Genomic DNA, 13248 nt, shown 5'->3' with positions numbered 1-13248 from the left:
GGTTGCACATATTTGTGGCGTGCGTGCGAGGCTGGGTGGTGAATCTACCCAGTCAGCGGGCTTTGTGCTTGGCGATCATGGCTTCGCGCAGGTGGCGGATTTCCAGTAGCTGACGGCGCATTTCCCGATGGCGTTTACTGTTCAGCAACAACAGTCCAAGCATTGGAAACAGCAACCCTATGACATAGGCGGCCATATGCGGCCGATAGCCATAGGTTGGTAATACGATCAAAAAGCACGCCACGTAGAAGGCGACGATGGCCCAAACGCCCCAGGTTCTCCCCCTGATCATGACGAAGTGGCTGAATGCCAAGAGCAGCCCCAAGACAACCGCCGCCACAAAGGAATAACGCGCTCGCTCTGGTTCACCGCGAAAAAAGGTACTCGATGCCAATGAAATAGCAGCGGACAGGGAAAAACAGGCAAGGAAAAATGCGCAAATAAACGCAGGGAAGTACTCAGCCAAAAAAGATTTTAACGAGACTTGGCGCACCATCACTCAAGCTCCTCGTATAACCCTACTGCAATGGTTCGAATGTTGCCGGACAAGGCACTCCCGGTGAAACCAATGGCGGCACCGAGGGAATCCCTGATCTGCGTAACGGTAGCATGATTGATCTCGGTCGCCGAATAGCGCTTCACCAACTCACGGGAGCGCTGGCGCAACTTCAACAGCTTATTGCTCAGGCTTGGGTCTTTCAGGCTTAGCAACTCTTTGGTGAGCGCCTTACGTTGCTGCCGGGTCAAGCCTTTAGACAACTCGTACCAGCTTCTACCCGTCGTTGCTTTTCGAGCCTGCAACAGTCGAACAGTCGTCAGGGTAGAGGCGCCTGCGCCCAACAGCGAAGCCGCGTCCAATACCGGCATTGCATAGCGATACCATTCCTCGTTGTCCATATCGTCGTTGGCGGTCGGGTCGTTGAGTTCGTTGAACGTTCTCATGCCTCCAACCACACACTGCGCGGTACTGGCCGCCGCAGCGGTGGCGCCGAGGCCCGCCACCACCAAGCTCGCTCCCCCCGTGAACGGTACGGCGACAGTGCCGCTGAACACCACAATCCAGCCCAGAATCGCACCGGCACAAGACAAGGTCGTATTGACGGCCTCCCCCACGAGTCGAGACTCACGCGGATTGTTGGTCACCTGATCGGCAAACTGTGCAGGCGAAATGTACTTCTGCGCCTCACGCAGAATGATGCGTTTGGGCTTGATGCTGCAGATGGGCTTGAATTCGCGCAGGGTCACGACATTGAAGTCAGCGTCGATGAACACCACGCCAGCGCCGACGATAGCAGGATCGGCATCGATGGCCGCAAACAGCCGTGGCAGGTTGATCTGGCTTTCGATGCGCTGGCGCGCCATGAATTGGGAGCGGTTGGAGTCCATGCCGATGCTGAGCAGGGGGTTGCTCATAAGTGTTCTTCCTTGAAAGTGACGGTGGCCGGGCCGGCCCCATCGCAGGCAAGCCAGCTCCCACAGTTGACCGGGTTTCAACGTTGCAATGCGGTCCACTGTGGGAGCTGGCTTGCCTGCGATAGCAATCTAATGCGCGCCACCTTAACAAACGGCCTACCCACCCGCTAGAAAGCAAAACGCCAGCACGAGGCTGGCGTTTTGCATGTTCAGGCTGCGATCAACGCGGCACGACAGGCTTGCCGCCCTTGCCCTTGGCCGCCTGCTTGTTGCGCGCCAGGGCCGCAACCTTGGCTTGTTCGCGCTTGTCCCACGGGTTGCTGCCGTCGCTGCCACGTGGCGGCAGGCCGGTGTACTGAGTGAGGATCTTGGTGGTGGTTTCCTTGGCGACCTTGTGGCTGCCGGCTGGCGTCGAGTTCTAAACGGCGCCGTCGTCAGTGCAATGGTGCATGCGCTGCACCTATTTGTGGCGTGCGTGTGAGGCTGGGTGGTGAATCTACCCAGTCAGCGGGCTTTGTGCTTGGCGATCATGGCTTCGCGCAGGTGGCGAACTTCGAGCAGCTTTTGGCGCATTTCGCGGTGGCGTTTGCTGTTGAGCAGGAGCAATCCCAATAACGGGAAGAGCACAGCTGAGCCATAGACCAGCATATGAGGGGGGTACTGAATCATCGGCAGTACGAACAGCAGGCAACATCCCAGGTAACCTGCCACCAGCCACGTGGCCCATGAGCGTCCGCGCGCAATCATTACGTTGCCAAACACCAGCACCGCCACCAGCACCAAAATCGCCAGGCCGGAGTAGTCGGCTTTGAGCGCCGGATCCACGCCACGCAAGTACGTCACGCCCGCGAGCGATACAGCGGACGCCCCGGAAAAGATCGCCATGAAGATCGTGCCCATAAACACCGGAAAATAGCGGGCGAGGAAGCTGCCCATGTCGGGGAAGCCGTTCATTGCGTCAGGTCCTCATACAAGCCGATTGCAATAGTACTGGCGCTGCCCACACTGCCGCTTCGGTAGCTACCCCAGATGCCCAATAGTCCGCCTAGCGCGTCTTTGAGTTGAGTCAACGTCGCATGCCGGATTTCGGTGGAACTGTAGCTCTTAGTCAGTTTTCCGGCACGTTGCTGCAACTTAAGCAGCTTGGACGTGAGGCTCGGATCCCGCAGGCTCAGCAGTTCCTTGGTCAGCTTTTTGCGTTCCTGACGGCTCAGGCCCTTGAGCAGTTCATACCAGCTTTTGCCCAGCGCGGCGGCTTTGTTGGCTTTCAAAAGTTTTACCGTGGTCAAGGCGCCGGTTCCAATTCCCACCAAAGACGCTGCATCGAGGATGGGTGAGACAGCGCCATACCATTCGGCGTCATCCATGCGGTCGTTTGCATCAGGGTCAAGGATCTCGTTGTAGGTACGTGCCACGCCGAACCCGCACTGCGCACTACTGGCCAATGCCGCCGTCACGCCAATGCCCACCACAAACGCACTTGCACCCGCCGTAAAGGGCACGGCCACGCTGCCACTGAACACAACAATCCAACCGATAATAGCGGCGGTACAAGACAACCCCATATCAAACGCCTCTTTCCTGAGGCGACCTTCCCGAGGGTCGGTCTTCACTTGCTCCACAAACTGTGCAGGCGAAATGTACTTCTGCGCCTCACGCAGAATGATGCGCTTGGGCTTGATGCTGCAGATGGGCTTGAATTCGCGCAGGGTCACGACATTGAAGTCGGCGTCGATGTACACGACACCAGCGCCGACGATGCCGGGGTCAGCGTCGATGGCCGCAAACAACCGTGGCAGGTTGATCTGGCTTTCAATGCGCTGGCGCGCCATGAATTGGGAGCGGTTGGAGTCCATGCCGATGCTGAGCAGGGGGTTGCTCATAAGTGTTCTTCCTTGAAAGTGACGGTGGCCGGGCCGGCCCCATCGCAGGCAAGCCAGCTCCCACAGTTGACCGGGTTTCAACGTTGCAATGCGGTCCACTGTGGGAGCTGGCTTGCCTGCGATAGCAATCTAATGCGCGCCACCTTAACAAACAGCCTACCCACCCGCTAGAAAGCAAAACGCCAGCACGAGGCTGGCGTTTTGCATGTTCAGGCTGCGATCAACGCGGCACGACCGGCTTGCGCGCAGGCTTGCCGCCCTTGCCCTTAGCCGCGTCGGCGCGCTCCTTGGCCGCCTGCTTGTTGCGCACCATGGCCGCAGCCTTGGCTTGTTCGCGCTTGTCCCACGGGTTGCTGCCGTCGCTGCCACGTGGCGGCAGGCCGGTGTGCTGGGTGAGGATCTTGGTGGTGGTTTCCTTGGCGACCTTGTGGCTGCCGGCTGGCGTCGAGTTCTTGCGACGGGCGCTCTGGTAGCTGTCGGTGGCCGGCTGGTGCAGCGGGATCAACTGGTCTTTGCCCGGCCCGATCAGGTCGGCACGGCCCATGCGGGTCAATGCTTCACGCAGCATCGGCCAGCCTTTCGGGTCGTGGTAGCGCAGGAAGGCCTTGTGCAAACGGCGCTGCTCTTCGCTCTTGACGATGGTCACCGAGTCGCTCTTGTAGGTGACCTTGCGCAGCGGGTTCTTGCCCGAGTGGTACATCGCGGTGGCGGTGGCCATCGGCGACGGGTAGAACGCCTGCACTTGGTCGGCACGGAAGCCGTTGCCCTTGAGCCACAGGGCCAGGTTCATCATGTCTTCATCGGTGGTGCCCGGGTGGGCGGCGATGAAGTAAGGAATCAGGTACTGCTCTTTGCCCGCTTCCTTGGTGTACTTCTCGAACATGCGCTTGAACTTGTCATAGCTGCCGATGCCCGGCTTCATCATCTGGTTGAGCGGACCTTCCTCGGTGTGTTCCGGGGCGATCTTGAGGTAGCCACCGACGTGGTGGGTCACCAGCTCTTTGACGTATTCCGGCGACTCGACCGCGAGGTCGTAGCGCAGGCCGGAGGCAATCAGAATCTTCTTCACACCCGGCAACGCACGGGCGCTGCGGTACAGCTGGATCAACGACGAGTGGTCGGTGTTCAGGTTCGGGCAGATGCCCGGGAACACGCACGATGGCTTGCGGCACGCGGATTCGATTTCCGGGCTCTTGCAGGCGATGCGGTACATGTTCGCGGTCGGGCCGCCGAGGTCGGAGATCACGCCGGTGAAGCCTGGCACTTTGTCGCGGATCTCTTCGATCTCGCGAATGATCGACTCTTCGGAACGGTTCTGGATGATCCGGCCTTCGTGCTCGGTGATCGAGCAGAAGGTGCAGCCGCCGAAGCAGCCTCGCATGATGTTCACCGAGAAACGGATCATGTCGTAGGCCGGGATTTTTTCCTTGCCGTACACAGGGTGCGGAACACGTGCGTAAGGCATGCCGAACACGTAGTCCATTTCTTCGGTGGTCATCGGAATGGGCGGCGGGTTGAACCACACGTCCACTTCACCGTGCTTCTGCACCAGGGCGCGGGCGTTGCCTGGGTTGGTTTCCAGGTGCAACACGCGGTTGGCGTGAGCGTAGAGCACCGCGTCGCCACGGACTTTTTCTACCGATGGCAAGCGGATCACGGTCTTGTCGCGGGTCATGCGCGGGCTGGCCAGGATCTGTACGACCTTGGCTTCCTCAGGATCATCCACCGGGCCCTTTTCCTGCTCGATGGCGCAGGCCTGGGTGTCCTGGGTATTCACGTACGGGTTGATGATCTTGTCGACCTTGCCCGGGCGGTCGATACGCGTGGAGTCCACTTCGTACCAGCCCGCCGGCGTGTCACGGCGAATGAACGCGGTGCCGCGCACGTCGGTGATGTCTTCGATCTTGTGGCCCCACGACAGGCGCTGGGCGACTTCGACGATAGCCCGCTCGGCGTTGCCGTACAGCAGGATATCGGCGGTGGCGTCGATCAGGATCGAGTTACGCACACGGTCCTGCCAGTAGTCGTAGTGGGCGATACGGCGCAGGGAGGCTTCGATGCCGCCGAGCACGATCGGCACGTTCTTGTAGGCTTCCTTGCAACGCTGGCTGTACACCAAGCTCGCGCGGTCCGGGCGTTTGCCGGCCATGCCGCCTGGGGTGTAGGCGTCGTCGGAACGGATTTTCTTGTCGGCGGTGTAGCGGTTGATCATCGAGTCCATGTTGCCGGCCGCGACGCCAAAGAACAGGTTCGGCTCGCCGAGCTTCATGAAGTCGTCTTTGGACTGCCAGTTCGGCTGGGCGATGATCCCGACGCGAAAGCCCTGGGCCTCCAGCAGCCGGCCGATGATGGCCATGCCGAAAGACGGGTGATCCACATACGCATCACCGGTGACGATGATGATGTCGCAGGAATCCCAGCCAAGCTGATCCATCTCCTCCCTGCTCATCGGCAGGAATGGCGCAGGACCGAAACATTCGGCCCAGTACTTGGGATAGTCAAATAACGGCTTGGCTGTTTGCATGACGATGACCGGTGTTGAGATGAAAAATCGCGGGCGCGGAATATAGCACAAATCTTGATCAATTCCGACCTTTGCAGTCGGAATTGGCGGGACGACTTTTTACTCGTCGTCGAAGTTATAGCTACCCGGCGCGAGGTTCTCGAAGCGGGTGTATTTGCCGATAAAGGCCAGGCGCGTGGTGCCGATCGGGCCGTTACGCTGTTTACCGATAATGATTTCAGCGATGCCTTTATGCTCGGTCTCCGGGTGATACACCTCGTCCCGGTATACGAACATGATCACGTCAGCATCCTGCTCGATCGCTCCGGATTCCCGCAAGTCGGAGTTGATCGGGCGCTTGTTCGGGCGCTGCTCCAAGGATCGGTTGAGCTGCGACAGGGCAACCACCGGGCAGTTGAATTCCTTGGCCAGGGCCTTCAACGAGCGGGAAATCTCGGAGATCTCGTTGGTTCGGCTGTCACCGCTGGAACCCGGGATCTGCATCAACTGCAGGTAGTCGATCATGATCAGGGCAATGTCGCCGTGCTCGCGCACCAGGCGTCGGGTACGCGCGCGCATTTCCGAGGGGCTGATGCCCGCAGTGTCGTCGATAAACAGCTTGCGGTCGTTGAGCAGGTTGACCGCCGAGGTAAGCCGCGGCCAATCGTCGTCTTCCAGGCGACCGGCACGCACCTTGGTCTGGTCGATGCGGCCCAGGGACGACAACATACGCATGATCAGCGATTCACCTGGCATCTCCAAGGAGTAAACCAGTACGGCCTTGTCGCTGCGCAACACGGCGTTCTCCACCAGGTTCATCGCGAAGGTGGTTTTACCCATGGATGGACGGCCAGCGACGATGATCAGGTCAGACGGCTGCAGGCCGCTGGTCATGCCGTCGAGGTCGGTGTAGCCGGTGGACAGGCCGGTGATGGCGTTGTCGGTATTGAACAGGGTATCGATACGGTCGATCGCCTTGGTCAGCAGGTCGTTGACGCTGACCGGGCCGCCGGTTTTTGGCCGAGCCTCGGCGATCTGGAAGATCTGCCGCTCGGCCTCATCAAGAATCTCTTCAGCGGTGCGGCCTTCCGGGTTGAACGCGCTGTCTGCAATCTCGGTGGCGATGCCGATCAACTGGCGCAACGTGGCCCGCGCACGAACGATCTGCGCATAAGCCTTGATGTTGGCGACCGATGGCGTGTTTTTCGCCAGTTCGCCCAGGTAGCCCAGGCCGCCGACTTGGGAGGTCTGGCCTTCCTTGTCCAACTGCTCGGCCAGGGTCACCACGTCGATTGGCGAGTTCTGGTCGGCCAGCTTGGCGATGGCGCGGAAAATCAGGCGGTGGTCATGGCGATAGAAATCACCGTCCGAGACTTGATCCAGCACGCGTTCCCAGGCGTTGTTGTCCAGCATCAAGCCACCGAGCACGGCCTGTTCGGCCTCGATGGAATGCGGCGGCACCTTCAGGGCAGCGGTTTGCAGATCATATTGCTCAGGAGCTGAAATATCGTTCATGGCCACTTGGAATTGGGGAATCGTAGAAAAACAAAAGGCACGACCTGTAAACAGGATCGTGCCCGATGTTAACCGGCTGACACGCGAGGTGCCAGTCAGTTAGGTGCGGCTTAAGCTGCTACCACTACAACGCGTACGGTGGCTTCAACTTCGGCGTGCAGGTGCACGGCTACGTCGAATTCGCCTACGTTGCGGATGGTGCCGTTCGGCAGACGAACTTCGCTCTTCTGCACTTCAACGCCGGAGGCGGTCAGTGCATCAGCGATGTCGTGGGTGCCGATCGAACCGAACAGCTTGCCTTCGTCACCGGCGGTGGCAGTGATAGTCACTTCCAGCTCAGCCAGTTGGGCAGCGCGAGTTTCGGCCGAAGCTTTTTTGTCTGCTGCTGCTTTTTCCAGCTCAGCACGACGCTCTTCAAACGCAGCCAGGTTGGCAGCGGTTGCAGCGGTGGCTTTGCCGTATGGCAGCAGGTAGTTACGACCGTAGCCGGCCTTAACGTTCACTTTGTCGCCCAGGTTGCCCAGGTTGGCGACTTTTTCCAGAAGGATCAGTTGCATGTGAAAATCCTCTAACTTTTAACCTTCACCGTTCGCGTTATCGGCGTCTTTCGACGCCAGACGACCGCGAAAATCAATCAGGCCGTCGACAATGGCCAAAACCACGAGTAACGGATAGATCAGCTGCATGAACAGCAACAGCGTCACGTACAACCCCACCAGCCAAAACTTGGCCAGGCGCTTTCGCGCCACCAGCCCATGAATCAGGGCCAGCCCGGCAAACACCAGCGGTACACTGCAAATCGGCGCCAGCACGGCCATCTGTGGGCCGAAGTTCGGCCCGACAACCATGCACGCCAGCAGCAACATCGCCGGCCCCGCGGGGATTCTGATACTGCGAAACTCGCGACCAAAACCACCCGGGTTGTACAACAACGCCTGCCAATAACGCCCAAGAATCAGGCTCAGCATGCTGACGATCTGCAACAATGCCGCAATCAGGCCGGTCAGGACCGGGGCAATCAGTGACGCAAACCGCGCTCGCTCATCTACCGACAATTGCTGGTAGAGATCCCCGAGGGCCAGCGGCAGGATCTTGACGATTTCCTGCGACAGCGCCTCGATTTGCGGGCGGAAAGCCGCGCCAAGCATCACTGAGTACACCAACCCTAATGCCACGCTGACCAGCAGCGTGCGGGCCCAGGACTCACTTGCGCGTAAAACCAACGCAAGGCTCGATGACCCCAGCAGTACCAGAAGTACCCGTGGATCACCCATTTGCAGCCACCAGATCAAGGCCGGCAACAAACCCAGGGCAAGAACGCCAAGGGCGTCCTTCAAACCGCGCCGCAGCAGCACAAGGCAACCCGCGGCAGCACCCAACCAATAAAGCAACGGCAATGCCGCACATCCAGCCACTACCAGAGTGGCCTGCACGCGACCGCGCATGATGAACTCAGCTAAGGCGCGCATGCATTCAATCCCTTACTACTTGTCGACTGCCCGGTCTCAGCGGCCGTGGCTGTCGGTGTAGGCCAGCAGGGCCAGGAAGCGGGCGCGCTTGATAGCGGTGGCCAGCTGACGCTGATAACGTGCTTTAGTACCGGTGATACGGCTTGGAACGATTTTGCCGGTCTCGGATACGTAGGCTTTCAGAGTGTTGAGATCTTTGTAATCGATCTCCTTCACTTCTTCAGCGGTGAAGCGGCAGAATTTACGACGACGGAAGAAACGTGCCATTTGATAGGCTCCTTAAAAGGTCCGTGGATTACTCGTCAGCGTTGTCGCTGTTGTCGCTGTCATCACTATCAGCGCTTTCAGCGCCTTCGTGCTCAGGACGGTCGCGACGCTCACGGCGCTCACTGCGGTTTTCTTCAGCCTTGAGCATCTCGGATTGGCCGGTAACGGCTTCTTCGCGACGGATGACCAGGTTACGGATCACTGCATCGTTGTAGCGGAAGTTGTCTTCCAGCTCGGCCAGGGCCTTGCCAGTGCACTCAACGTTCAGCATCACGTAGTGAGCCTTGTGAACATTGTTGATTGCGTAGGCCAGTTGACGACGGCCCCAATCTTCCAGACGGTGGATTTTGCCGCCGTCTTCTTCGATCAGCTTGGTGTAACGCTCAACCATGCCGCCGACTTGCTCGCTTTGATCCGGGTGGACCAAAAAGATGATTTCGTAATGACGCATGAATGCTCCTTACGGGTTGTAGCCTGCCGCTCAAAAACGGTCAGACAAGGAGTGAATGACACTTATGGATCTTGCCGCAGGGAGGCACATAGGTGCCTGCCAGGAAGGCAAGGGGCGCAATTGTAGAGAAGGGGGAGAAACCGCGCAAGGTGATTGGTGATTATTTGAACAATCACCACGCGCTCAGGCGATCGTTTCCACGCTCTGCGATGGAACGCCGCCCTGGATGCTTCGCGTGCGCATCAAAAGCATGACGCGGAGCGTCACAAGAGGCATTCCCACGCAGAGCGTGGGAACGATCACTGACAGGCTTACTTCTTGGCTTTAGCCTTGACACCACGCTGACGCCGGGCTTCGAACAGGCACACGCCCGTCGCAACCGACACATTGAGGCTGCTGACGCTACCGGCCATCGGCAGGTTCACCAGGTAATCGCAATGCTCACGGGTCAGGCGACGCATGCCTTTGCCTTCGGCGCCCATGATCAGGATGGTCGGGCCGGTGAGGTCTTGGTCATAAATGCTGACCTCAGCCTCGCCCGCCGTGCCCACAACCCAGAGGCCGCGCTGCTGGAGCTTCTCCAGAGTGCGCGCCAGGTTGGTCACCGCCACCAGCGGAATCACTTCCGCCGCGCCGCAGGCCACTTTACGCACAACCGGCGTCAGGGTGGCCGACTTGTCTTTAGGCACGATCACTGCCAGCGCACCGGCAGCATCCGCCGAACGCAGGCAAGCGCCGAGGTTGTGCGGGTCGGTCACGCCGTCCAGCACCAGCAGCAGCGGCGCGCCTTCGGTGCGATCGAGCAGCTCGTCGAGCATCGCCTCGCCCCAGACCTGGCTCGGGCTCACGTCCGCCACCACGCCCTGGTGAACGCCTTCTACCCACACGTCCATCTCACGACGCTCGGCTTGGCCGATGGCGACTTTATTCTGGGTCGCCAGCTCGACCAGCGCTTGTACGCGCGGCTCGCTGCGACCTTCGGCCAACCACACTTGCTTGACGCGCTTAGGGTGGTGACGCAGTAGTGCTTCTACGGCGTGCACGCCGTAGATTTTTTCCAGACTCATGACTTGGCCTTAGGTTTGCGCGACCCGCCGCTTTTCGCGGGAGCCGAACCCGCTTTTGGCGGGCCTTTACGATGTTTGCTCGGCTTGCTCGACGGCTTTTCCGCCCCCTGGGACTTTCCCCCTGACGCCGCTTTACCACCGCTTTTGGCTTCGCTGAGCAACTGCTGCTTCAACTCGCGGCTCTTGCGCAGCTCGGCGTTTTTCGCCGCAGCGTCGCTTGGGCGGTAGGCTTCAGGGGCTTTGTCCTTGGCCGACGAACGACGACCGGCCTTGGCTGGCGCAGGCTCGGCAGCCGCTGCTTTGGCAGGAGCGCCTTTGCCTTTGGCGGCCGGTGCGGCGGTTTCGCTGCCACGTTTTTTGCGGCCAGACGGTTCGACTGGCTTGTCAGGCATGCCGAAGTCGATCTTGCGCTCGTCGAGGTCGACGCGCATGACCTGCACTTCCACGGTATCGCCCAAACGGAAGCTGCGACCGGTGCGCTCGCCCGCCAGGCGGTGATGCACAGGGTCGAAGTGGTAGTAGTCACCCGGCAAGGCGGTGACGTGCACCAGGCCTTCGACGTAGATGTCGGTCAGCTCGACGAACAGACCAAAACCGGTCACGGCGGTGATCACGCCCGGGAACGACTCGCCCACACGGTCTTTCATGAACTCGCACTTGAGCCAGTTCACCACATCGCGTGTGGCTTCGTCGGCACGGCGCTCGCTCATGGAGCACTGCTCGCCCAGCTGTTCCAGGGCCGCTTCGTCGTACGGATAGATCCGTGCCTTCGGAATGGTCATGGCACCGGCGCGCTTGACGTGCGGGGTGTTCTGCTTGGAGTGGATCACGCTGCGGATTGCGCGGTGCGTGAGCAGGTCCGGGTAACGGCGAATCGGCGAAGTGAAGTGGGTGTACGCCTCGTAATTCAAGCCGAAGTGGCCTTGGTTGTCGGCGCTGTACACCGCCTGGCTCAAAGAACGCAGCATCACGGTCTGGATCACGTGGTAATCCGGACGGTCCTTGATGCTCGCGAGCAGTGCCTGGTAGTCCTTCGGCGTCGGGCCGTCCTTGCCTTTGTGCAGGGACAGACCGAGCTCGCCGAGAAACGCGCGCAACTTCTCCAGACGTTCCGGCGGCGGGCCGTCGTGCACCCGGTACAGGGCAGGAATCTCGTGCTTTTTCAGGAACTCGGCAGTGGCCACGTTGGCCGCCAGCATGCATTCCTCGATCAGCTTGTGAGCATCGTTACGCGTGGTCGGGGTGATCGCAGCGATCTTGCGCTCGGAGCCGAAGACAATTCGGGTTTCCTGGGTTTCAAAGTCGATCGCGCCACGTACATGACGAGCGCCCAGCAATACTTTGTACAGCGAATACAGCTGCTTGAGGTGCGGCACGACATGGCCGTACTCACCGCGCAGGGCTTTGGCTTCGCTGGTTTTCGGCTGTTCCAGGATGGTGCTGACCTTGTTGTAGGTCAGGCGCGCCTGGGAGTGGATCACCGCTTCGTAAAACTGGTAGTCGGTCATTTCGCCGGTTTTCGAGATAGTCATCTCGCACACCATGGCCAAACGGTCGACTTTCGGGTTCAGGGAGCACAGGCCGTTGGACAGCTGCTCAGGCAGCATCGGGATCACGCGCTCAGGGAAGTACACGGAGTTACCGCGCACCTGGGCTTCGTTATCCAGGGCCGAACCGATCTTCACATAGCTGGACACGTCGGCAATCGCGACGAACAACTTCCAGCCGCCGGAGAACAGGCGCAGTTTGCCAGGCTTGGCTTCGCAGTAAACCGCATCGTCGAAGTCGCGAGCATCTTCGCCGTCAATGGTGACGAACGGCAGATGGCGCAAGTCGATGCGTTTTTCTTTGTCTTTATCTTCCACTTCCGGCTTGAGCTTGGCGGCTTCTTTGAGCACAGCCTCAGGCCAGACGTGAGGGATATCGTAGGTGCGCAGCGCAACGTCGATTTCCATGCCCGGCGCCATGTAGTTGCCGACCACTTCAACGATATCGCCTTGCGGCTGGAAGCGCGCGGTTGGCCAGTGGGTGATTTTCACCTCCACGAACTGGCCGACCTTGGCGGCGCCGTTGCGGCCCGGGGTAATCAGCACTTCCTGCTGGACCTTCGGGTTATCTGGCACAACAAAGCCGATACCGCCTTCTTCGAAGTAGCGGCCGACGATGGACTCGTGGGCACGCGACACCACTTCGACGATCACGCCTTCACGGCGACCACGACGGTCCAGGCCGGAAACGCGCGCCAGGGCACGGTCGCCATCGAACACCAGGCGCATTTGTGCCGGGCTCATGAACAGATCGTCGCTGCCGTCATCCGGGATCAGGAAGCCGAAGCCATCACGATGGCCGGCGATGCGGCCAAGGATCAGGTCGAGCTTATCCACGGGCGCGTAAGTGCCACGGCGGGTGTAGATCAGTTGAGCATCGCGCTCCATGGCACGCAAACGGCGGCGCAGGGCTTCGAGCTGGTCTTCGGTGGTCAGACCGAATTCCTCAACCAGCTGCTCGCGGCTAGCAGGCGAACCACGATCGGCGAGGTGCGCCAGGATCAGTTCGCGGCTAGGAATAGGGTTTTCATATTTTTCCGCTTCACGAGCGGCCTCGGGATCGAGGGACTGCCAATCGGCCATTAGAGAGTTTTCACCTTGTCTATATGCGGGTTAGTTTGGCATACGCGTAT

At 59.8% G+C, this 13248-nt stretch carries 12 protein-coding genes and 1 pseudogene; all 13 read right to left on the bottom strand.

Annotated features, from left to right (window positions below; genetic code table 11):
* Positions 1–52: 52 nt before the first annotated feature.
* The gene (locus tag ACI77I_RS03800; RefSeq protein ID WP_263274421.1) at positions 53–496 is read right to left on the bottom strand and encodes a hypothetical protein; all 444 of its coding nucleotides are present in this window, start codon (positions 494–496) and stop codon (positions 53–55) included.
* A complete protein-coding gene (locus tag ACI77I_RS03795) occupies positions 496–1413 on the bottom strand; it encodes an NAD synthetase (RefSeq protein WP_263274420.1) in 918 nt (305 codons plus the stop codon). The genes ACI77I_RS03800 and ACI77I_RS03795 overlap by 1 nt, the downstream gene beginning before the upstream one ends.
* Positions 1414–1633: 220 nt before the next feature.
* A pseudogene (locus tag ACI77I_RS03790) lies at positions 1634–1831 on the bottom strand (hypothetical protein); the annotation flags it as partial.
* Between the two features lie 86 nt (positions 1832–1917).
* Entirely contained in the window at positions 1918–2367 is a 450-nt protein-coding gene (locus ACI77I_RS03785) for a hypothetical protein (RefSeq protein WP_263274419.1), read from the bottom strand.
* Entirely contained in the window at positions 2364–3296 is a 933-nt protein-coding gene (locus ACI77I_RS03780) for an NAD synthetase (protein WP_242154109.1), read from the bottom strand. Before ACI77I_RS03780 ends, ACI77I_RS03785 begins: the two co-directional genes overlap by 4 nt.
* Positions 3297–3516: 220 nt before the next feature.
* Entirely contained in the window at positions 3517–5820 is a 2304-nt protein-coding gene (locus ACI77I_RS03775) for a YgiQ family radical SAM protein (RefSeq protein ID WP_094950958.1), read from the bottom strand.
* A gap of 99 nt (positions 5821–5919) precedes the next feature.
* Positions 5920–7314 (bottom strand): replicative DNA helicase, encoded by a 1395-nt coding sequence (gene dnaB, locus ACI77I_RS03770; protein ID WP_064450415.1) that lies wholly within the window; start codon positions 7312–7314, stop codon positions 5920–5922.
* 110 nt (positions 7315–7424) lie between these two features.
* A complete protein-coding gene (gene rplI, locus ACI77I_RS03765; RefSeq protein WP_003171376.1) occupies positions 7425–7871 on the bottom strand; it encodes a 50S ribosomal protein L9 in 447 nt (148 codons plus the stop codon).
* Between the two features lie 18 nt (positions 7872–7889).
* A complete protein-coding gene (locus ACI77I_RS03760; RefSeq protein ID WP_406996981.1) occupies positions 7890–8783 on the bottom strand; it encodes a hypothetical protein in 894 nt (297 codons plus the stop codon).
* A gap of 36 nt (positions 8784–8819) precedes the next feature.
* Entirely contained in the window at positions 8820–9050 is a 231-nt protein-coding gene (gene rpsR, locus ACI77I_RS03755; protein WP_003171373.1) for a 30S ribosomal protein S18, read from the bottom strand.
* Between the two features lie 28 nt (positions 9051–9078).
* A complete protein-coding gene (gene rpsF / locus ACI77I_RS03750; protein ID WP_003217491.1) occupies positions 9079–9501 on the bottom strand; it encodes a 30S ribosomal protein S6 in 423 nt (140 codons plus the stop codon).
* Between the two features lie 311 nt (positions 9502–9812).
* A complete protein-coding gene (gene rlmB / locus ACI77I_RS03745; RefSeq protein ID WP_094950960.1) occupies positions 9813–10568 on the bottom strand; it encodes a 23S rRNA (guanosine(2251)-2'-O)-methyltransferase RlmB in 756 nt (251 codons plus the stop codon).
* On the bottom strand, positions 10565–13198 hold the full coding sequence (gene rnr / locus ACI77I_RS03740; RefSeq protein WP_094950961.1) for a ribonuclease R: 2634 nt from the start codon (positions 13196–13198) through the stop codon (positions 10565–10567). The genes rlmB and rnr overlap by 4 nt, the downstream gene beginning before the upstream one ends.
* Positions 13199–13248 lie beyond the last annotated feature (50 nt).

The sequence above is a fragment of the Pseudomonas sp. D47 genome (genome assembly GCF_045447305.1).
GTDB lineage: Bacteria > Pseudomonadota > Gammaproteobacteria > Pseudomonadales > Pseudomonadaceae > Aquipseudomonas.
Note: the sequence above shows the minus strand (reverse complement) of the source record. Positions and strands in the feature narration are given on the sequence as shown.